Below are 21,112 nucleotides of genomic sequence, written 5' to 3'. Positions count from 1 at the left end.
ATTCCCAAAGGGTTGCATTACAAACCTATGTTTGGCTAATATCATTTTAAGTATATTTTCATAAATTATTGGTATAAAAAGAAATATATCCAAAGGTTATTTGAAATTAATTTAATTTATTGTAGAATTCCTCAGTCATTCAACTAGTCAGAATTCAGGTTAAAATATGCAATTAAGTATCTATTCTGATAAAGATTATCTACCTAAAGGAATGGAGCCAGTTCCAATGCTTTATCCCCTTTGGAGGGAATTTCTCCCTACTGAAAAATACCCTTGGTCTAGATTGTATGGTAAGTATTTAGAAATAGGTAATTCTCTTTTTAAAATGACTTCTTTACAAGAAGCTGACTTAGTTGTAATGCCTATAAACTGGAGAATAATCAGAGGAGAGAGTTGGAGAAGTAAAATTAATAAAGAAGCAGAAAGTCTATCTATTAAATTTGCAGAAAAAGTAGCTAATAGCGGCAAAAAATTAATTATTTTTTTTGCAGGTGATTGTTGCGCCGAAGAAATTCCTGTCAAGAATGCAACAGTATTTCGGATGGCAGTATATCGGTCGAAAATGAAGCAAAATGATATTATTATGCCTTCTTTTACTGAAGATTTTGTTAAAGAATATTTAGGAGGACAAATGTCTCTCAGGCATAAATCTGAGAAACCTATTGTTGGATTTTGTGGACTAGCAGTAACGGATTCATGGGAAAATAAACTAAAAACGGTTTTATTTCACGGGGCGATGTTAACCAAATCATTTGAGCTTGGAGTTCCGCCTTACAAAGGACAAATTTTGCGTAGTCAGGCTCTGAAAGTACTTGCAGAAAACCCGTCTTTAGTAAATACAAACTTCATTATCAAAAACGAAGCAGTATTTCTAAATACACAAGATGTAGAGCAAAGACAGAAGGCTCGTGCTGAATATGTGAACAATATGGTCGAGAGTGACTATATTTTATCCTGTCGTGGTTCTGCAAACTATTCTATTCGATTATATGAAATTCTTAGTTGTGGTCGTATTCCAATTTTTATTGATACAGACTGCGTTTTACCTGACGAGTCTATAATAGACTGGAAAAAATATTGCGTATGGATAGATGAGAAGGAAATACCACATATTGCTGAAAAAGTAGCTGAATTCCATAGCAATATTTCAGACCAAGAATTCTTAGATTTGCAGTATGAGTGCCGAAAACTTTGGGAGAATAGGCTTTCTGCTCAGGGATTTTATACTAATTTTCATCATCATTTTTCGACAAAATAATTCATTTAAACAAGTATTATGTCTAGAACGAAATAGCCTTAAGCTAAAACACAAAGGCGTAAAACAAATTTTAGCACCTTTGTGTTTTAAATCGAGGCAATTAGCTGCCCTTGGGTACAGTCTCTCCAGGGCCAGCAGTAACAATTATCAGACTTTCCGGCTTAATTAAATCTTCAATTGCCTGTTGCATCTGAGCCATTGTAACTGCTTGTATTCTCTTGGGAAAGTCTCGGATTTCTGAGCGTGAAAGTCCTAAGACAGCATTATCCAAAATTATGCTTGATACATCACTAGGATTAGCTAAATCCACAGGATAGCTATTAGTAATTGAGCGTTTTGCTGCGTTGAATTCTGCCTCAGTCACTCCTTGTTCGCGTAACTGTTTGAGTAAAGCGAGAGTACTAGCGATCGCTTTTTGAGCATCACCAGGAGCAGTCTGCATCTGAATCAAGAACGGGCCGGGATTGATTCCGGCGGCAAAACCACTATAGATACCATAGGTTAGACCTTGGCGATCGCGCACTTCCGTACCCAAACGGCTGGCTAAGGTATCACCACCCAAAATTTGATTTAGTACTAGTGCTGCATAATAACGTGGATCTTTCCGAGAGATACCGTTGTAGCCGATGTAAGTAACAGCTTCGGACTTACCAGGAATCACTTTGTTTAAACGTGTCAAAGTTTCCGGTAATGGCACGGATGGTATTTTCAAAACAGGTGGCTTACCTGGGGCTGACCATTTGCCAAATACCTGATTTAGCAAAGCTTTTACCTTAACTGGATCAAAGTCTCCTACTAAGGCAATGGTTGTGTTATCTGGTCGGTAGTGTGTCTGGTAGAAGCCAAGCAAATCATTACGAGTAATACTTTTTAAACTCTCAGCTGTAGGAAAGCTGTGGAATGGATGATTTTCTGGGTAAATTGCTTGCTGAAATACTTGTCTTCCTAAACCTCTAGGGTCATCTAGCTGGACTTTGAGACTTGTCAGCGCCCGTTGGCGACTCAGTTCTAATTGATCGGCTGGGAAAGTGGCATTTTCCAGTACATCTGCCAGAGTTTGAATCAATATCGGCAAGTCTGCTGAAAGTCCCTCACCGCTAACGTTAACTCCCTCGCGGCTGGCACCAAAGTTCAAATCGGCTCCCCGATCTTCTAAGGTTTTTGCTAGGGTAAGAGCATTTTTAGTCTGCGTCCCATTCATTAAGTTGGCCGCAGTCAAATTCGCTAATCCAGCTTTTTGGTTGCCGTCAAATTCACTACCAGCATCAATTTGTCCATTCAGGTTAATGGTGGGGAGGTTGCGATCGCGCAAGAGCAAAACCCGCAAACCATTATTTAAGGTAAACTCTTCTGGTAATGATTGTTTGCTCGAATCTGTCGCTGATGTGGCAGGTGGCAGATATTTCGCCAGTTCTGCTGGATCTACAGGCTTACCAGGGCTGAAATTTTCCACTGTGCGACCAGAACCAGCGCTAGAAGCCCCTGGTTTGCCGTCTGGTTGAGTTGGTTCAAAGAAGCCGATGGTTTGTTTTGCCGGATTCAGGTAAGTTTTCGCTACTTTCTGTACTTGGGCTGGGGTGACTTTTGCGATCGCAGCCAGATACTGTTCAATAAAACGATAATCACCGGCCACTGTTTGGTTATATCCCAGTTGGGTTGCCTGACTAGTAATGTCTTGGTTCCCTAAAATATACGAGGCTTGCAGTTGCGTCTTCGCCCGGTTCAATTCTTCAGTAGTAACTGGCTGTTCTTGCAATTTTGCTAAAGATTCCTGAAGCACTTGCCCAATTTTACTTAACTCTTGACCCGGAGCTGCCGTAGCATTAATTTCATACCAACCTGGTTCGATAAGTTCGGAAGCACTACCACTCACTGAACTAGCGAGTCCAGATTCCACCAAAGCTTGGTAAAGCCTAGAACTACGTCCGCCTGTAAGGATGGCATCCATCACATCTATTGCCGGGACATCAGGATGCTTGATATCTGGTAGAGGATACACCGCTTGCAATAGTGCTGCACTTCCAGGTTGCTTAAGGACGATGGGTGTTTTTTTAGCAACACTAGAAGCAGTCACCTGAGGAGAATTTTTAGCCACAACCCTCTTGGGTCGTTTTGGCAACTTTCCGTAAGTTTCTTTAACAACTTTGAGTACAGGTTCTGTAGCAAAATCGCCTGTAATAACCAACGTGGCATTTTCTGGGCTGTAATAGGTTTGGTAATAATTCCGCACCTGCTCCACCGTGAATTTTTCTACATCAGCTTTTGTGCCTCCTACAGGTAAGCCATAGGCTCTATTAGGGAAAGCATCTCGCATCACTGCCCGACTCAGACGATAGCCTGGTGAATTTTCGTACCCCTGTAACTCGGAGATTACCACCCGCTTTTCACTTGTGAGTTGTTCAGGCCCAACTAAAGAGTTTTCCATGCGATCGGCTTCTAATGTCAACAATGCTTCGAGTTTGTCTCGTTGCACAGTGCCAAAGTAAGCTGTTTCGTCATAACTAGTAAAAGCATTAAACTGGCTACCCAAGGCACTAAATAACCTACCAAACTGCACAGGACGGTCAGTTGTACCTTTGAACATTAAATGTTCTAGCTGGTGAGAAATGCCATTTTCTCCCTTAACCTCATTACGTGAGCCAACTTTATACCAAACTTGTACACTCACTACGGGAGCAGTATGAACTTCCTTAGTTAGAACTGTTAAGCCGTTGTCTAATACGGTTTTTTGTACCCCTTGGATGAATGAGACAGCAGATACAGGTGCGACTGCTGTTGGTGTTGCAGCATTAGTGAAATTGCCCGAAAAAGGCAAAATACTTAGCACAAGGCTAAGAAAAAACCCTACAAGCATATATGAGCGTAGCTTCATAAGCAATGGGAAATGCAAAATTTCTAATTATAAAACAAAACCTTTGTATCGCTTTCTGGAAGTCAAAAGACTTACATTTTCGGCTTTTTTACCATTTTCAATGGTAGCTTTATTTCCGCCATGCCGTAATAGTCAGTTTTAAAGTTTACCTATTTGCAAGACATCTACGAGCAATAACTTACAAAGAAGGTATAAAAATCCCTTTTATTATTTATTGCCACTTGTTCTCTATTTTAAAGACAATCCCAATGAAGCAAGTTTCACAACCAAGTATGAAAGTGGTCTTTTAACACTCACAACTCATCACTCACCACTCCCTACTCCCAACTTTAAAGTCAGATGTAACTCTACGCAGTATTACAAAATGTTACAAATATGTTAACAACAATTGCGATGTGTTTCATTTGACAAGTTTTCCGGAATATACATTTTTAGAATTGGTTTTATTCCTTGTCATCCTATCGGCGTAGATATCTTCGTCTAATTAGCAATAACTTTTGGAAATATGCTTACAAGAAACTTAATTACATCATTCACATTAGGTATAACCTTAGCAGCAATACCTGTATTACAATCTCATGCTCAAGTACAAAGAACACCGAACTTGTATAATTTCACAGGGTATAATTCAAAAGGCGAGAAAGTCAGTATTAATTACTCAACGTCAAGCTTTACTGGTAAGCCCCTTTTCAACTATCAAGAGCAGAAACAGACATTAAACTTTACTGGAGATGAGATCCGTACAGTAGATACAGAAATTGGTACACTAGTAACTGTAACTATTAAAAAGACAGTAGATACTGGCAACACCACATTTACCTTGCTCATACCTCGTGTAAACCTTGGAAATAACATCGAAGCAAAAGTTGAAACTAAAGGAATCACTACAATAAACCGCTTTTCTGTGATTCCTCAATTCAACCAGGGGCAAAAACAAATTTATACAACAATCAATCTGAAGGGGACAGCCCAAGCTGTCGCGTTTTAAGCACAAGAGGGATTAAAACAATTGGCAATGGGCTAACGCCCCGCTCTGCTAACGCAATTCGCAATTACGTTTTGCGTTAGCGAGTCTGCGAACATCCGGGGATTTAGACCCCGACCCAAAACGGGCTGCCGTCATTAGGCAGGGGACTTAAACCCCCAAAGTTCGTTAAAAAATTAAACTTCTTGCTCAGATGCAGGAAAGCGGTAAGGGTGGAGATAAAAAATTAGCAGTATTTGGGATACACCTTACCCAGAAGTGGAAGCGATCGCCTTTATCGAAATTAATAAAGCAGTCAATACAAAGAAGTTGGGTAACTTTTTCTTGATTTCTATTCATTGCTGCTAAATGCCAATTAGTCCAAACTCAAGAAATAAATCAACTCCTAAACTTCAACATTCAAAGTACGCACCAAAAAAGCCCATTTATCTGCGGCTTCCTCAATAATTTTAGCCGTGGGTTTACCCGCACCATGTCCTGCTTTAGTCTCAATTCTAATTAGAACTGGCGCATCAGCTGCGTGAGCCTCTTGCAAAGCTGCGGCAAATTTGAAACTATGAGCAGGGACAACGCGATCGTCATGATCGGCTGTGGTAATTAAGGTTGCTGGGTAAGCTGTATCTGGTTTGATGTTGTGTAGTGGTGAATAAGCATACAGCGTTGGAAACTCTTCTGGATTATCTGCTGAACCATATTCAGAAGTCCAAGCCCAGCCGATGGTAAATTTGTGGAAGCGCAACATATCCATGACGCCAACTGCTGGTAAAGCTGCACCAAACAAATCGGGACGTTGCGTTATACAAGCACCCACTAATAAACCGCCGTTACTACCACCTGCGATCGCTAGCTTATCTGTCTTAGTATACTTATTAGCAATCAACCACTCAGCAGCACCAATAAAGTCATCAAAGACATTCTGCTTTTTATCCTTCATTCCTGCTTGATGCCATTCTTCGCCGTATTCTCCACCACCGCGTATATTAGGCATAGCATAGACACCACCCATCTCCATCCACACCAAAAGACTCACAGAAAAACCAGGTGTCATTGAGGCATTAAAACCACCATAGGCATAGAGATAAGTCGGGTTATTTCCATCTAACTTTATGCCCTTTTTATGCGTAATAAACATTGGTACTCTAGTACCATCTTTGCTATGATAAAATATTTGTTTAGTCTCGTAATCATCAGGATTAAAATCTACCTCTGGCTGGCGAAAAATGGTACTTTTACCAGTTACCATATCATAGCGATAGATAGTTCCTGGTATAGTGAAACTGGTGAAACTATAAAAAGTTTCGGTATCATGACGCTTCCCTCCAAAACCTCCGGCTGAACCGAGTCCAGGTAATTCCACTTCACGAATAAACGCACCTTTGAGGTCAAAAATTTTAATTTGGCTGTGAGCATCTTTGAGGTAATCAGCAACAAATTGGTTATTAAGTATCCCGACACTTTCCAAAGTTTCTACTGATTGGGGAATGACTTCTCGCCAATTTTCTGGTGCAGGGCTTTTGGTGTCAATTGCAATAACTCTTCCTCGTGGTGCATTTAAATCCGTGCGGAAATAAAACACGCTATCATCATTATCGATAAAGCTGTAATCTGCTTCAAATTGGTTAATTAGTTCTACGACTTCAGCATTAGGGTTAGTCAAATCTTTAAAGAAAACCAAATTTTTGGAGTCAGTCCCTAGCCAAATTGAAATTATTAAATAGCGTCCATCTTCAGTAACACCGCCACTAAAACCCCATTCTTTTTGGTCAGGACGATGATAAATTAGTACATCTTCTGATTGGGGTTTACCTAGCTGATGATAGTAGAGCTTTTGATAATAGTTAACATCTTCTAATTGAGTTTTTTCATTTGGCTCATAGTAGCGACTGTAAAAGAAACCTTGATTATCATGTGTCCACGATGCGCCAGAAAATTTAATCCACTTCAGGTGGTCTTGGAGGTCTTCACCAGTTTCGACATTGCGTACTTTCCATTCTTGCCAATCAGAACCAGAGGCGGATAGACTATATGCTAAAAGTTTACCATCCTCGCTAATAGACAATCCCGAAAGAGCAACAGTACCATCTTCTGAAAGTTTATTAGGGTCGAGTAAAACTTTGGGTTCGTCGTCTAGGGTTTTGAGAGTGTAGAGAACACTTTGATTTTGCAGTCCGTCATTTTTGAAATAAAAGTAGCGTTCAGTGGAACCGTCTTGCAGAGATTTGCCTTCTTTAAAAGGGATGCCATATTTTTCATAATCCCAAAGTTTGGTGAGGCGCTGTTTAATTTTTTCCCTGGTAGGAATTTCGCTCAAGTAGTTAAAAGTAACTTGATTTTGTGCCTCAATCCAAGCCCTTGTTTCTTCAGAATCAGGATCTTCTAACCAACGGTAAGGATCTGCGACTAAATTACCGTGGTAGTTATCGACTTGATTGCTTTTGTGGCTGGATGGGTAGGTGAGGGGTTTTTTAGAGAAGGGCATAATCTCAGGTCAAAAGTGCTTCTTTACATACTACAAAGATAGACCCAAGACGCAGAACATATACTGACCAAACCTGCGGGAAAATTCCAATTTAAGATCAGCCCTTTCAAGTTGACTGGTAAAATCTCTTTTTTTCTCTCTGCACCACGGACACTTTACTCAAGTCGGGAAACCCGCCCACGCAAGTGTCCTACTCCGTCTCTGTGCGGCTAAAAATTCTTTTATTTAACCGCACAGGCACAGAGAATACAGAGTTAAGAGGTTGAAGTTTATTAGGCAAAATTTTTACCCAGCTTGAAAGGGCTATTCTACAGCAGCATTTAGTTGACTACTTGCCACCAACCGAAGGCTGGGCCGATAAAACGGATAGTTGTCCATGCTACAACCATAAGAACAATACCTATCCAAGCACCACGACTTGTCCAACTGACAAATAATTCGGCTTGCTTTTTTGTGATGGGAAGCCAAGGCAAGATGCGAGTCTCTTTCTCTTGACCGTATGTTTCCCCTAATGTGGTTTTACGACGCTTTGCTTCACCCATAATCAGCAACTCAAATTTTTACTTAGGTTCTATCTAAATTTATCTTGCCAGGAATCATAGCTACAGAGAGGCAATAAATTGATAATAGTGCTTGCTTTTAGACGATCGCGCTTTGGTTGACAAAATTTAAATTGGGCATTGGGAACTGAACTTTAGGCAGAATTTTCTTCATCGGTATTAGAAAACAGACTGGGGTCGAGATAGTTAATGCGGGCCAGAGGGCTTAAAGCTGCGAGAATTTGAGCGCCGTAGCTGCGATTAACTACACGACTATCAAGTAAAGCAACAATACCTTGACTTTCTCGGACTGGAGCGATCGCTCTTTGTAATTCACTCAAGGCTGCTGGCAACAAATATAAACGGAACCAATCTTGATGCGATCGCTTATAACGAGCTACCCTACCAGCTACTAGCGGATTTTCTAGAGATGGTAAAGGTAAAGTAGCAATAATTAACAGATGGGGTGCTGGCAAAACTCGCTGATGTTCTCGCCAAAATTCCCAACCGCTAATCAAAATACCATTTTCATCTAAACAAGTTTTTTCTACTTGCACCCGTGAACCAAATTCTGAAGCCAGAATTGTCGCAACTTGAGCCTTTAGTGGTACATCCCCCACCAAGACAACCGTTAATCCTGGTGCTGTAGCACTTAGACAAACCAGTGTGCGGACTTTGTGAATAAATGCCGCTTGAAATTCTGGCGTGTTGGGTAGGGGCAATTTATAGGGTACATACAGTTGAATTGCTTCTGCTTGATCCGCAGAGAACTTCAGGCAAGTTAAATCGTCCAAACCAAGTCGCTGTCGGAAAAGAGGAGCCTCAGTTTCCGGTTCGATAGCGCTGCCAATTAAAACTACTGGTTGTCGCTGCCAAATAGGTGAGAGTATTTCCCCTAACTCCATTGGGGCGTAGTGTAAAGAAAATAAACCTTGTCGATGGGCAATAGTCGCCCAGAAGAGGGCAGGGGGAGATGAGGGAGCAAGGGAGGAAAGATTTTCATTAAGGGTTTGAAATTGCTGCCAGAAATTTTTCCAAGGTTCTGGAAGTGCTTGTATTGACCCTAAAGCAGAATAGAGACGATTTAAAATTTCTATTTCTGGCTGGGAAATTAGATAGCACTGATATGGATTGACAGGATGCTGAAAAAGTTGATGTGTAAGTTGTATCCTTGCTTCACGAATTACCTCAGCTTGATTTGGGCAAGCCAGGATGAGTTGTTCCCAATCATCGGGTTGAATATCTTGCGTAAGTTGATCGCGCACCCAATCTTCTAGGTCGTCTACTCCATCAATAATTGTGGGGATGCCTTGGGGAAAGCAGGAGCCACCAGCAAATTGTCCTTTTAACCAAGCTTCTGGAGAGGTTAACAGTAGCCCTTGGAACTCAGCACTAGGCCAAGCATCACCTGTCCTAATCGGTTTGTTGGCTGGTAGCCACTGCTGTAGACGGGGAATTTCCACCCGCAGTAGAAGTTGTTGCACCGCTTCTTGAGCAACAATAATTACAGGGCCATGCCACATTAGGGCTGATGCTATGAAACTAGTACGATATCGCCCTTGATAGCCACAAACTGCCCCTACTTGAATTAGGGCGCTACGTCCCAGGCGCAAGGCGCGTGCTACCAACCGTGCCATCGTCAAATGATGGGGCCAGGAAGGGAACCCCGCCTGCGATCGCAAAAAGTTATGTAGTGAAAAATGAACTTCTGCTTCAATCACACGCTTTTAATTCCATACAAAGTGACTTTTACTTCCAATTGCCCCACTTCTATTATGTTGTCCTTTGTCCTTTGTCATTTGTCCTTTGTCCTTTGCTAATGACCAATGACCAATGACCAATCACCCAATACCCTGAATTATGCCAACTTACACAGGAATTTCCAGCGAAGCCTTTAGGCATCCACTAGATCGCCAAGCCGAGCAAGCTTTACGAAATTTACCAGGATTTGATTTAATCGCTCGTAAATTTGTGGAATTTATCTACGAACGCCCTCAGTTAGTCTATCTAATGGGTAACACCATCCAAGTAGGGCCGCGTCAATATTCCACTATTTACCAGATGTTTCGGGAATGCGTCCGAGATTTGGACATTTACCCAGAACCGACACTGTTTGTCTCGCAAAATCCCCAAGCAAATAGCTATGCACTGGGGCAAGAGAATCCTTACATAGTCATAAATACAGGGATACTAGACTTACTAGACGAAGCCGAGATTCGGGCGGTGCTAGCCCATGAACTGGGGCATATTAAATGTGGTCATACTATTTTAATTCAAATGGCGATGTGGGCAATGAGTGCTGCTTCCGCTTTGGGAGAATTAACTTTCGGCATCGGTAATATTGTCACACAAGGTTTGATTTACGCCTTTTTTGAGTGGCGGCGGAAAGCTGAGTTATCGTCAGATCGCGCCGCACTACTGGTCATGGATGACTTGAATCCCGTGATGTCAACGATGATGAAACTCTCTGGTGGTAGTAACAAATATGCCAATGAATGTAGTTTACAAGAGTTTATCAAGCAGTCAGAAAATTATCAGGCATTAGATGAAGATGGATTAAATCAGGTATATAAATTTTTGATCTACAATGGCGCTCAGGGTACGATGTTGACCCATCCTTTCCCAGTGGAACGCCTGCATTACTTACGGGCGTGGGCAATATCTGAAGAATACCAGCAAATTCGCCGAGGAAATTATCAGCGATCGCCTGCTTCCGGATCAGTAAATGTTGCAGCAGAATCTTCCACCAATGAAACAGAAACTTTACGCCGTCAGATTGAAGAATTACAACGAGAAATTGACAGAATGAAAAGGTCTGAGTAGTTGTGAGTACTTAAATGAAGTTATATATAGTGCGTTAGATTTGCCTGATGCACTATTTATATCTCTTTTAGCACATACTTTGTCTGAGGGATTTCCAGAAATTAAATTGAGAACTTACGCATTGACAGATAATTGATATTATGCAATCAAGCCAAACTTCTGTGATAGGTGTTCTAAAATAAAATCACGAGCTACTTGCAGGATTTACGCATTGACAGACTAACAGAAACGAGCCATCAAGTGATGATTTTGTAAAAACTTGAATTTGAGTCTGGATTTTAGCAAAAATAATTCAGTTAAGTTTGCCATTCTAGTTTTTTGGATTTCTTTAAAGCGGATAATATTTTTTAGCTGAACTACCATCCTCTTGAGGGTGGATAAATTCAAAATTCAAAATTAAGACTTGAAAATTGCTTAACTATATCTCAGCATTAAATTTAGATGTAGGCATTTCTGAATATGGCAATTTACTTGACAAAACGGCTTTCTGTGTTCGCTGCTATTCTAACTCTTGTCCTTTCCATGCCGGGAATTGCCTTAGCTGCACCCGTTCAACTCCATACTAGTTCTGGTGTTATTTCTGCCCAAACTACCAAAACTGCTAGCTACTCCACCTCGTCGGAGATTAACCTGACTCCTTTACAACGCCAAGAACTTCAGGCTGTGCGTCAGAGAAGAAACAGGGAAATTGAGGCAGTCTTAAACACATCGCAACGTGCCCAACTTAATCGCAATCTCCGGGCTGGTAATAATATCATTCAAGCCCTAGAAAAACTACATTTGCAACCAGAACAGCAAGATTTTGTAAAGGCGATCGTGCAATTTACTAACTTGAAAATGAAAGCAATTTCATCTAGGCATTCGCTAATAGTAGGCCATAAATAAAGGATTGATTTGTACATTGAATTATTAAATCGTTGTCATAGAAGATATCAATCATATTTTCTATGACAGTCTTTTGGATAAAATGCGATAAAGTAAGCGATCGCACTTTCTTTCTTTGTGTCCTTTGCGACGGCAGTCGCTCATGGGGGAGACCCCCAAGACCGCGCTGCCTCCCCTTTGCGGTTCGTTTCTCTTTCTTATTTCTTATACTTAAATATGGTTTAGCGCATCTTCATACAAAATTGGTATTGTGAAGGAATCTAAAATTGCCGAACTTATGGAAACAGTTGACTAATCTGAACTTCAATTTCTGGAAATGCAATCAAGGATAACGTTGCATCCTCCGGCAAAATAAATTTCAAATTGTAGCCTTCCAAACCCGGTTCACGGAAAACATAAACCTGACGCTGATTCACATCCAAAATCCAGTACTCAGCAATTTCTGCATTAGCATATAAAGGTGCTTTCTGTTTGCGATCCGTGTCTAGCGTTGTATCTGCTACCTCAATCAATAAAAAGATTTCATTGGGTGCAGGATGATGATCAATGTACTTTCGCGCATCAATGCGGACAACGGCAATATCTGGTTCAGGTTCCGAGTATTGGTTTAACTGAATGGGATCTTGCACCCGAACTAAGGCAACTTCTGCTAGCAGCCGCTTGAGATAATCAGACGCACACAGCGTTGTTGCTGCATGGGGGGGATTTTTGGCACTCATGGGGATAACTTGCCCATCAATCAGTTCTACCCGTTCATCGGCTGCGATAATACCCGTCTCAAGCATCCGGTGATATTCATCTACATTCCACAAGCGCACTCTAGTTTGTGTCATTGTATTTGGTTTGGCGATATTATCATCTGCAAAGTGCAAATATCTCTTACTCTCAACTTTTGCAGCATCTATAATTAATCTTGCCCTATTTAGTTCGTTACCATGTCGGAAGAAGATATCCGAGCCGCCAGGCTGGAGAAAGTAGAACAACTTAAGCAGCTAGGCACTAATCCCTACGCCTATCGTTGGGAATCTACCCATCACGCAGCAAAGTTGCAAGAAAAGTTTGCCGATTTAGCCAGTGGTGAAGAAGTTGATTTAGAAGTTGCGATCGCTGGACGCATTATGGCGCGTCGCGTTTTTGGTAAACTGGCTTTCTTCACCTTGCAAGATGAAACTGGCACAATTCAGCTTTATTTGGATAAAAATCGCATCCAAGAAAGCATGGCAGATATTGATGCTGATGCCTTCAATCACTTAAAACAACTCACAGATGCAGGCGACATCCTGGGAGTTAAAGGTACTATTAAACGGACTGAAAAGGGCGAGTTATCTGTCTACGTTAAACAATATACTATCCTGACTAAATCCCTATTGCCCCTACCCGACAAGTGGCATGGATTAACGGATGTTGCCAAACGCTACCGTCAGCGCTACGTTGACTTGATTGTTAACCCGGAAGTCCGGCAAACTTTCCGCCGTCGCGCCCAAATTACTGCTGGTATTCGCCGCTATTTAGAAGAACGAGATTTTCTAGAAATTGAAACGCCAGTTTTGCAAAGTGAAGCTGGGGGTGCAGATGCGCGTCCATTTATCACCCACCACAACACTTTAGAAATGGAATTGTATCTGCGAATTGCCACAGAACTCCATCTCAAGCGGTTGATTGTAGGTGGTTTTGAAAAAGTGTTTGAATTGGGACGGATTTTCCGTAATGAGGGAATTTCGACTCGACACAATCCCGAATTTACGACGATTGAAATTTACCAAGCCTACGCCGACTACAATGATATGATGGCGCTGACAGAAGGGATTATTACCACTGTCGCTCAAGACGTACTCGGCACATTGCAAATTACCTACCAAGGAGAACCGATAGATTTAACACCACCTTGGCGACGGGTGACAATGCATGATTTAGTTAAAGAATTTACAGGCTTGGATTTCAATTCTTTCCAAACATTGGAAGAAGCAAAAACAGCGAGTAAAAATGCTGCTATTCCTGGTGTAGATGAAGCTAAATCAATTGGTAAGTTACTGAATTTAGCTTTTGAAGAGAAAGTAGAAGCTAATTTAATTCAACCTACCTTTGTAATTGATTACCCAGTAGAAATTTCGCCTTTAGCAAAACCCCACCGTTCTCAACCTGGTTTGGTGGAAAGATTTGAGTTATTTATCGTCGGGCGAGAAACTGGGAATAGCTTCTCAGAACTTACAGATCCTATCGATCAAAGAGAACGCCTAGAAGCCCAAGCTGAAAGGAAAGCTGCTGGTGATTTAGAAGCCCAAGGTGTAGATGAAGACTTTTTGACAGCCCTTGAATACGGTATGCCGCCTACAGGTGGTTTAGGGATTGGAATTGATCGGTTGGTAATGTTATTAACTGATTGTGCCAGTATTCGGGATGCGATCGCCTTCCCGCTACTCAAGCCTGAAGGCAGCGTTATTAAGCAATTTACCTATGAACCAAAAACTCAAACACTGACTATTGAATTTGATAGTGGAAGTGTTTACGAGTATTTCAAAGTACCTCCCAGTGTCAAGGAAGACTTAGACAATGCGCCGTCTAAAGGTCAATACTTTAACAAGTTCATTAAAGGGAAATTTAAATTTGAACAGTTGAGTTGAGCTACTTAAGCATATAAACAGTGGGGTGCGTTATGGTTTTGCCTAACGCACCATTTTTATTACCTAAGTTGCACTCACTGATTCTATATGATATTCCTTTAAAAGAATAATAAAATTGACATTCCTTATAAGGAATACTATACTGTGAGGTAGGAAGTGACCTGGACTTGGGAACTTTATCTAGATGTCAATGGGGAAATCCCCAAAGATTTGCTGGCTTTTTTCATCAAGATGATTCCCGAAGAGGATCAACCAGAAAATCCACCCAAAGCATTACTGAGTGCTTCCGAAACCAAGCGTCTGCAAGTTAATCTTGGCTACCTGTGCGACAAAGGACTCGCATCACTTACCAGTGGCATATTTGAGAAACTGGAAGATGATTTGTATGAGTTACGGATGACTAAAAGCGAACATAATCCACGGTTTATCTTAACGGCTGCTACTCCTCAGAGATTTGTGGTGCTGCACGCCTTTATGAAGAAATACGACAACGCTATCAAAGATAAAGACAAAGAACCTGCAAGAGTGAGATTTCGTGAATTGCAGCAGAGGGAAAAGTCATGAAAAAGCCTAATTTTCAAGCTTGGTTGCAGCAAAAGGTAAGCGACGAACCAGAGGTGATTTTGGCGGGAAAGTTAGAGTACCTGCGCCTATATCTTACCGATGCCATGCGGGAAATACGTAATAAAGCAGGATTGACTCAGGCACAGCTAGCTCAAAAAATGGGAGTAAAGCAAGCTGCGGTGTCCAAGTTAGAGTCGGCGTTAAAGGAACATGAATTAGAATCGGTGTTGCACTATTTACACGCTTTGGGTGCAGATTTGCTGATAGCCGTCAAACAAGGAGATGACTTATATCAAGCCAGTGATAACGAAGGTGTATTGCTGGTGGACGTACCAGATGTAGTTTTTCAAAAGGCATTAGCGGCAAACATGAGCGTGCGGGAATATGTGCGTGTAGCCGTTGAGAAGTTTTCGCGCGAGGATGATGGACTGAGAACAGCTTTGGTAAAACTACTGGAAAGTGACGATTTAGTAGCGGTGAAAGTGAGAGAACGTTTGGGTTCAAGGACAATTCAAGAAGTTGCTGTAGAGTTGGAAAAATGTTTGAGTTTATCTGAAGAAGAAGACAGGATTTTTGCTGTCAAAAATGTTTTGGCTGCTAATGTGACGAGTGGAGAAAGTAATCGTGGAACTAGTGATGAAATTGATGAAATTGAGTTATTGGATTTAGCTGAGGAATTGCTGGAGAAATTGGCAGATTTTTAGGATGACAATAAAAGCTAACTCGATTAATTTTATATTGAGCCAATTGCTCTCAAGCAGTGTGTGTTAGTAGCTTGCTTGACCTACAGCTTAGTGCTATTGGCTTGCTATGCCAAAATTTAGAGTGAGTAATTCAGGAATGGACAAACAACAAATAAAAGCCTATTTCAGTTTCTTATTTAAAATATTGAATACAATTTCGATAAATTGGGGCAACTCACAAGCATTAAACTCGCTGCTCCTAAATAACTTAGAAAAACTAGATGACAATTTTGCTAAAGTACTGCAAATTTGGGCGACAGATGAGCTGTCTAAAGTCGAACCGTCAAGGGCAAAAGAGATTGCATTAGTGATCTCCGACTTCAGTATACAAATCCAGTCTTTTCCATTTGGCAGCAGAGCAAGCAATTTAGAGATTGCCCTCACAGGCAACAAGATGGCACTAACTGTTTTTACAAGAGAAGCTTCCTCACAGCAATTGTATATAGAACAATGGGCTGTGCTGCAAACTAACCATGGGCTGTGCTGCAAACTAACCTTGCTAATGTTTACTGCGATAGAATTAAAGGAAACCGAGCGGAAAATTTAGAGGCTGCGATCGAGGCTTACCAATTAGCCTTAAAAGTCTTTACAGAGGAATCATTTCCAGAAGAGTGGGCAACAATAATAAATAATCTTGGTACTGCTTACAATGAGCGGATACTGGGTAATAGAGCAGAAAATCTGGAAGTAGCGATCAATGCCTACAGATTGGCATTAAAAGTCCGCACTAGAGAGGCATTTCCTGAAAAATGGGCTAGTACTCAAGATAATTTGGGTAGTGCCTACGATCAACGCATTAAAGGAGATCGAGCGGAGAATCTAGAAGCAGCTATCGAAGCTTATAAATTGGCTTTACAAGTTCGCATCTTGGAAGAATTACCCCAAGAATGGGCTAAAACTCACTTGAATTTAAGTAGTACATACGTTGCTCGTATTAAAGGAGATCAGGCACAAAATTTAGAAGCAGCTATTCAGGCTTGTGAAGCAGCTTTACAAGTATACACACAGCAAAATTTACCAGAACTTTGGGCTAAAACTCAAATAAATCTCGCTATTGCTTATCGTCAACAAACACATGAAAACCGGACATATAATTTGCAAGCGGCTATGAATAGTTACAAGTCAGCCTTGCAAATTTTTACACGGGACGCGTTTCCAGTCGATTGGGCTACACTCCAATATAACTTGGGCAATCTCTACAGTGACTCAAATCAAAAGAAGCATACACAAAATTTGAGAGCAGCAATTCAGGCTTATGATTTAGCTTTGCAAATATTTACAAGGGAAGCATTTCCAGCAGATTGGGCAATGACCCAATCTAGTTTGGGTACTACTTATACTCTACAAGGAAAAATAGATGAAGCTATTGAGTGTTTACAATTAGCTTTAGAAATTTATACCCCTACTTCTCTTCCTCAAGAATGCTTGAGATGTTCAAGAAAATTGGGAAACATAGCTTTTGGTATTAAATTATGGAATGAGGCTATAAAAGGCTACAATAATGCTATTGATGCCGTTGAACAAATCCGTAGTTGGGCAACTTCTGAATCGCGCCGTCAAGAGATTTTGGAAGAATCCATCGATCTTTACCAAAACATGGTGCAAGCTTGCATCAATGCTGGACAAATAGAAAAAGCTTTTGAATATTCAGAGCGATCGCGTTCCAAACTTCTTGTAGACTTAATGGCAAGCTACAACCTCTCTCAAGGCGAAGAAATCCCCCCAAAAGTCCAAGAATTATTGCAACAGTATGAAGAACTGCAACGGCAAATTGACCAAGAACGCCAAAGCCATAAATCTGAAAAGAATCGCAGTGAAACACGGGCTGCTTGGGAAGCTTATAATGAAGCGATCGCATCTTTAGAAACCCAAAAACAACAAGTTTGGGAAAATCTCAGACGCGAAGATCCCGTATTAGCTGGCGAAATTCAAGTTAACCCCCTCAGCTTATCAGAAATTCAAAAGCTAATTGACCAACCCAATACAGCTATCCTCAGCTTCTACACTACCAACAGCGACACCCATATTTTTGTCGTGCAGCAAAACCAAATTACTCTCCACACCTGCACAGGACAAGGGTTAGAAACTTTGCAAGGCTGGATTGAGCAGAATTGGTTATTGCCTTATAGAAAGTATTCCAAAGAATGGGAAGCTCAAATTAATAGTATTCTGTGCGAACTAGCTGAACGACTGCAAATACCTGAACTCATTTCCCAACATCTTCAAAGAATAGAAGAATTAATTTTAGTACCTCACCTGTTACTCCATCAAATTCCCTTCGCTGCTTTGCCTACAGGAGAATATCACGAATATTTAGGAGATAAATTTCTGATTCGTTATACACCAAGCTGCCAAATTTTAGAATTCTGTCAACAACGCAACAATGTAGGGAAATTTAATGAAACATCTCTACAATACGGAACTGTAGAAGATGCCGAAGATAATCTTCCCTGTGCCAGATTTGAAGGCGAAAAACTCGCCCAAATGTATAACATTCTACCAGAAAATAGATTAATTGGTAGCAGTCAAGCCACCTCTAAAAACTATCGACAGCTAGCACAACAAGTTCAAGTACTTCATTCCTGCCACCATGCCGAATCTCGTCTCGATAATCCTTTAGAATCACAGTTAAAATTAGCGCATGACAGCAGCATCACCTTGGGGCAATTGATGACACCAAGCTGGCGTTTACCTCAACTTGTAGAAGTGTTTTTGTCTTGCTGCGAGACGAATCTTGATATTCCACCCCTGACTGATGATATTCTTACTCTTGCCACAGGTTTTTTATGTGCAGGTGCTAGAAGCGTTGTTAGTAGTTTATGGTTAATAGATGACTTAGCAACAGCATTATTTTCTATCTTTTATTACCAACATCGACAAGAAGGTAACAGCCGTCCTAAAGCTTTACAGCAAGCCCAAATCAAACTGCGCGAACTCAAGAAAGAGGCACTGCTAAGTAGAGAGGATATACAAGAATTTTATAGTCAAGTTATCAAAAAATCGAAAGAAGCAAAAACTAATAGAAACCAATATTCCAAAGGTTCAGCCACCTATTTAGAGTGGGACTGTGAATATAAAAAGTACCGTAAAGTACTAAGTCAAATTTATGATATAAAAAATTCGCCTGAGGAATTTCCCTTTTTAAAGCCTCGTTACTGGGCTGCTTTTATTTGCCACGGTTTAGGCTGATAAAATATTATTTGGATAATTACTCGCCCTTCTCATCAACTTGAGTCAGATTTGGTAAGAATTCAGGATTTAGAGTTTCACCTAAAGTGTAAGGGCATACTTCTGGAAAAACTTGCTCACCTAACTCAGTTTCTCGAATTGCTAAAGCTAAACCTAGTTCATAAATAGTCAGGAAAACTTCATCGAGATAGGGTTTCAAACTAGGGCTATCTTGCAGAAGTAGCTTAATTTGAACACGTTGCTCTCGAATTGTACTCAACCAGCTATTACTACGTTTTTCAGGTTGAAATTGCCATTTTAGTAAGTGTCCTAGCAACACTCCGAGCCGATTTCTCAATTCTTGCCGTTCTCTTCTGCCCAAAGTTTCAATTTCTTCAATTAGGTTGATTGTATCTAATTGATTCCACTGTTGAGCTTTGAGCAAGCTAACCTGCTCTTGAGTCCAACCATAGAAATCTGTTTTATACAGATGAGATGTGTACATCTTTTCAAGGGTCATAAGTTTCTACCTAGCAAAACCCTATAATGACTTTCTTTAGTGAGCGATTCATTGCTCATAGCAAAGTTTATCAGGACTAAAGTCCTTACTACAAACTTTAATTTATTTACGCCTAACTACTTAAAAAAATATTGTGTGGCGCGATGCCTACGACGGCAAGCTACGCATCACACAATATAAAATCATCTAGAATCTAATAATTAATTCGCTACTTCAGCCACCTCAATCACGCGCCCTTCATAATCCTTGACCAAAAAATTCAGGGGTTTCTGATTGCGAATCTTGAATTTCAAACCGCGCACTTCGACTCGCATTAAAATCATTTCCAGGCAGTCGTGATCAAAACAAACGTGGCGTTGCTGATTTTTGCTACCTAAACTCGCCCCAGTAATGACATGTAGCTGGGTGTTTTTCTTCAATTGATACCACAGCCCATCATTTGCATTATTCATCATTTTACTAGACAAGCTCGGCCCAGTAGACATATATAGTGGATCAATGCCAGTTGTGCCGATAGTTTGTTCGTAATTGTAGTAGTAGTGCAATGGCACCTCAGCTGCTGGCAAATCTAGCAGCCCTTCATATAACTGTCGGGCAATCTCCAAATCCGACACCATTACAGTATGTACTTTTGGGGCACTGGTGAGAAACATCCACATTGCGCCAGCGTAAGCTGCTAGCAGCATCACCATAATGCCTTGAGTGGAGAACAGGCTATCTAAGGGCAGGGAAGGTAGAAAGGAGCCTAAGGTAAGGGGACTGAGCAGGAACGAGATCACACTAACTGCTATAACCATGAACAAATAAGGATTCTATAAGGGAGTCGATTTTATGATTATCCATTAAGACTAAAATTAAGTCTTTGTTTCTAGTTTATCAATATTCAAGTAGTCTGAGTTGGGGCTACAAATTGGTCAACACCAAGATATTATGCGATTAATTACAGGAGTGCAATTCCCAAAACTATTTTAACAACTATCCATTGAAAGGCTTATGCAAATTCCTCATTTCCCGGAAGCTAATCACCCCCTGGTGAAGTCGCTGTTCCATCACAGTGACCATGAACTACTGACTCTGTTTCAGCAAAATCCAGATGCCGGAAAGTACTTCACGGTGATTTTTTGCCGTTATAGTCCCATAGTTTATACCTTAATTCGGCATTCGGCGCGATCGCCTGTGCAGGCAGATTATCTGTTTGCCCTCACCTGGCGACATATCTACTATGAACTCGGTGGACTAAATTTAACTGACTCCGAATCAGGTAAGGAAGCCCTAACCATGCAAAATTGGTTAATTAATATGACAGCTTTCTGTATTAACGAGATTAAAGTACCACCCACAGAAGCAATTCATTATTCTCTGCAAGCGACTTCGCCGCCGCTATGGTGCTATGTACAACAGGCATTAGACCAACTACCACCTGTTTTGCGATTAATTGTGTTAATGGTTCAAACTTTCCACTGGAGCGAAACTAGAATCGCCGCCTATCTGCAAGCCGAAGGAGAAGCGATCGCACCAAGCGAAGTAGCCGATTTTCTCCAGGAAGGCTATCGTATGCTAGAGGACAAATTACCCACAGATATCCGCGCTATATACTTCGGGGAAGATTTAGCGCAATCATAACTTAAGTATAAATGCGTATATTATTTGTCTTC

Annotated in this window: 17 protein-coding genes; 10 read left to right on the top strand and 7 right to left on the bottom strand. The window is 40.9% G+C overall.

Features of this window, described 5'->3' with window-relative positions; genetic code table 11:
- Positions 1-166 precede the first annotated feature (166 nt).
- Complete coding sequence (locus tag RMZ43_RS25620) at positions 167-1,258, top strand: exostosin domain-containing protein (protein ID WP_322652895.1); 1,092 nt, start codon at positions 167-169, stop codon at positions 1,256-1,258.
- Between the two features lie 100 nt (positions 1,259-1,358).
- Here the strand turns inward: RMZ43_RS25620 and RMZ43_RS25615 are convergent, their stop codons facing one another.
- A complete protein-coding gene (locus RMZ43_RS25615; protein ID WP_322652894.1) occupies positions 1,359-4,112 on the bottom strand; it encodes a M16 family metallopeptidase in 2,754 nt (917 codons plus the stop codon).
- A 523-nt stretch (positions 4,113-4,635) separates the two neighbouring features.
- On the opposite strand from RMZ43_RS25615, the gene RMZ43_RS25610 reads away from it, so the two are divergent.
- Positions 4,636-5,118: a hypothetical protein gene (locus RMZ43_RS25610; protein WP_322647678.1), complete on the top strand. Its 483-nt coding sequence runs from the start codon at positions 4,636-4,638 to the stop codon at positions 5,116-5,118.
- Between the two features lie 382 nt (positions 5,119-5,500).
- On the opposite strand, the gene RMZ43_RS25605 is transcribed toward RMZ43_RS25610, so the two are convergent.
- The 3 genes from RMZ43_RS25605 to RMZ43_RS25595 all read right to left on the bottom strand — a co-directional run bounded on the left by RMZ43_RS25605 (position 5,501) and on the right by RMZ43_RS25595 (position 9,854).
- On the bottom strand, positions 5,501-7,594 hold the full coding sequence (locus RMZ43_RS25605; protein ID WP_322652893.1) for a prolyl oligopeptidase family serine peptidase: 2,094 nt from the start codon (positions 7,592-7,594) through the stop codon (positions 5,501-5,503).
- 320 nt (positions 7,595-7,914) lie between these two features.
- Positions 7,915-8,136, bottom strand: a complete 222-nt coding sequence (locus RMZ43_RS25600; protein ID WP_322647675.1) for a DUF2839 domain-containing protein — start codon at positions 8,134-8,136, stop codon at positions 7,915-7,917.
- Between the two features lie 152 nt (positions 8,137-8,288).
- The gene (locus RMZ43_RS25595) at positions 8,289-9,854 is read right to left on the bottom strand and encodes an ATP-dependent DNA helicase (RefSeq protein ID WP_322647674.1); all 1,566 of its coding nucleotides are present in this window, start codon (positions 9,852-9,854) and stop codon (positions 8,289-8,291) included.
- 139 nt (positions 9,855-9,993) lie between these two features.
- Between RMZ43_RS25595 and RMZ43_RS25590 the strand changes: the two genes are divergently transcribed.
- Together RMZ43_RS25590 and RMZ43_RS25585 are read left to right on the top strand one after the other, a co-directional pair.
- Entirely contained in the window at positions 9,994-10,956 is a 963-nt protein-coding gene (locus RMZ43_RS25590) for a M48 family metallopeptidase (RefSeq protein WP_322647673.1), read from the top strand.
- A gap of 459 nt (positions 10,957-11,415) precedes the next feature.
- Positions 11,416-11,841, top strand: a complete 426-nt coding sequence (locus RMZ43_RS25585) for a hypothetical protein (RefSeq protein WP_322652892.1) — start codon at positions 11,416-11,418, stop codon at positions 11,839-11,841.
- A 275-nt stretch (positions 11,842-12,116) separates the two neighbouring features.
- On the opposite strand, the gene RMZ43_RS25580 is transcribed toward RMZ43_RS25585, so the two are convergent.
- A complete protein-coding gene (locus RMZ43_RS25580) occupies positions 12,117-12,674 on the bottom strand; it encodes a Uma2 family endonuclease (protein WP_322652891.1) in 558 nt (185 codons plus the stop codon).
- A gap of 102 nt (positions 12,675-12,776) precedes the next feature.
- Here RMZ43_RS25580 and lysS point away from each other — a divergent pair, with 102 nt between their 5' ends.
- The 5 genes from lysS (at position 12,777) to RMZ43_RS25555 (ending at position 18,958) form a co-directional block, all read left to right on the top strand.
- Complete coding sequence (lysS, locus tag RMZ43_RS25575) at positions 12,777-14,462, top strand: lysine--tRNA ligase (protein ID WP_322652890.1); 1,686 nt, start codon at positions 12,777-12,779, stop codon at positions 14,460-14,462.
- 156 nt (positions 14,463-14,618) lie between these two features.
- Positions 14,619-15,026 (top strand): type II toxin-antitoxin system RelE/ParE family toxin, encoded by a 408-nt coding sequence (locus RMZ43_RS25570; RefSeq protein ID WP_322647669.1) that lies wholly within the window; start codon positions 14,619-14,621, stop codon positions 15,024-15,026.
- Entirely contained in the window at positions 15,023-15,730 is a 708-nt protein-coding gene (locus RMZ43_RS25565; protein ID WP_322647668.1) for a helix-turn-helix domain-containing protein, read from the top strand. Before RMZ43_RS25570 ends, RMZ43_RS25565 begins: the two co-directional genes overlap by 4 nt.
- A 136-nt stretch (positions 15,731-15,866) precedes the next feature.
- Positions 15,867-16,316, top strand: coding sequence for a hypothetical protein (locus RMZ43_RS25560; RefSeq protein WP_322652889.1), 450 nt, complete (start codon positions 15,867-15,869; stop codon positions 16,314-16,316).
- Positions 16,250-18,958, top strand: coding sequence for a CHAT domain-containing protein (locus RMZ43_RS25555; protein ID WP_322652888.1), 2,709 nt, complete (start codon positions 16,250-16,252; stop codon positions 18,956-18,958). The genes RMZ43_RS25560 and RMZ43_RS25555 overlap by 67 nt, the downstream gene beginning before the upstream one ends.
- A 19-nt stretch (positions 18,959-18,977) precedes the next feature.
- Here RMZ43_RS25555 and RMZ43_RS25550 read toward each other — a convergent pair whose 3' ends face one another.
- Entirely contained in the window at positions 18,978-19,442 is a 465-nt protein-coding gene (locus RMZ43_RS25550; RefSeq protein WP_322652916.1) for a DUF29 domain-containing protein, read from the bottom strand.
- A gap of 215 nt (positions 19,443-19,657) precedes the next feature.
- A complete protein-coding gene (locus RMZ43_RS25545) occupies positions 19,658-20,254 on the bottom strand; it encodes a glyoxalase-like domain protein (RefSeq protein ID WP_118168372.1) in 597 nt (198 codons plus the stop codon).
- A 196-nt stretch (positions 20,255-20,450) separates the two neighbouring features.
- Between RMZ43_RS25545 and RMZ43_RS25540 the strand changes: the two genes are divergently transcribed.
- Positions 20,451-21,080 carry a sigma-70 family RNA polymerase sigma factor gene (locus tag RMZ43_RS25540; protein ID WP_322647666.1) on the top strand — a complete coding sequence of 210 codons (630 nt, stop codon included), beginning with the start codon at positions 20,451-20,453 and terminating at the stop codon, positions 21,078-21,080.
- Positions 21,081-21,112 lie beyond the last annotated feature (32 nt).

The sequence above is a fragment of the Nostoc sp. CmiVER01 genome, assembly GCF_034531135.2.
Taxonomy (GTDB): domain Bacteria; phylum Cyanobacteriota; class Cyanobacteriia; order Cyanobacteriales; family Nostocaceae; genus Nostoc.
The sequence above is the reverse complement of the archived record's forward strand: the minus strand, read 5'-3'. Positions and strand labels throughout refer to the sequence as shown.

Excerpts from the sequence above, each read along its gene's own strand:
- RMZ43_RS25585 (WP_322652892.1), top strand. The coding sequence starts at position 11,416 with ATGGCAATTTACTTGACAAAACGGCTTTCTGTGTTCGCTGCTATTCTA.
- RMZ43_RS25615 (WP_322652894.1), bottom strand. The coding sequence starts at position 4,112 with ATGCTTGTAGGGTTTTTTCTTAGCCTTGTGCTAAGTATTTTGCCTTTT.
- RMZ43_RS25600 (WP_322647675.1), bottom strand. The coding sequence starts at position 8,136 with ATGGGTGAAGCAAAGCGTCGTAAAACCACATTAGGGGAAACATACGGT.
- RMZ43_RS25620 (WP_322652895.1), top strand. The coding sequence starts at position 167 with ATGCAATTAAGTATCTATTCTGATAAAGATTATCTACCTAAAGGAATG.
- lysS (WP_322652890.1), top strand. The coding sequence starts at position 12,777 with ATGTCGGAAGAAGATATCCGAGCCGCCAGGCTGGAGAAAGTAGAACAA.
- RMZ43_RS25605 (WP_322652893.1), bottom strand. The coding sequence starts at position 7,594 with ATGCCCTTCTCTAAAAAACCCCTCACCTACCCATCCAGCCACAAAAGC.
- RMZ43_RS25590 (WP_322647673.1), top strand. The coding sequence starts at position 9,994 with ATGCCAACTTACACAGGAATTTCCAGCGAAGCCTTTAGGCATCCACTA.
- RMZ43_RS25540 (WP_322647666.1), top strand. The coding sequence starts at position 20,451 with ATGCAAATTCCTCATTTCCCGGAAGCTAATCACCCCCTGGTGAAGTCG.
- RMZ43_RS25565 (WP_322647668.1), top strand. The coding sequence starts at position 15,023 with ATGAAAAAGCCTAATTTTCAAGCTTGGTTGCAGCAAAAGGTAAGCGAC.
- RMZ43_RS25550 (WP_322652916.1), bottom strand. The coding sequence starts at position 19,442 with ATGTACACATCTCATCTGTATAAAACAGATTTCTATGGTTGGACTCAA.
- RMZ43_RS25560 (WP_322652889.1), top strand. The coding sequence starts at position 15,867 with ATGGACAAACAACAAATAAAAGCCTATTTCAGTTTCTTATTTAAAATA.
- RMZ43_RS25610 (WP_322647678.1), top strand. The coding sequence starts at position 4,636 with ATGCTTACAAGAAACTTAATTACATCATTCACATTAGGTATAACCTTA.
- RMZ43_RS25545 (WP_118168372.1), bottom strand. The coding sequence starts at position 20,254 with ATGGTTATAGCAGTTAGTGTGATCTCGTTCCTGCTCAGTCCCCTTACC.
- RMZ43_RS25580 (WP_322652891.1), bottom strand. The coding sequence starts at position 12,674 with ATGACACAAACTAGAGTGCGCTTGTGGAATGTAGATGAATATCACCGG.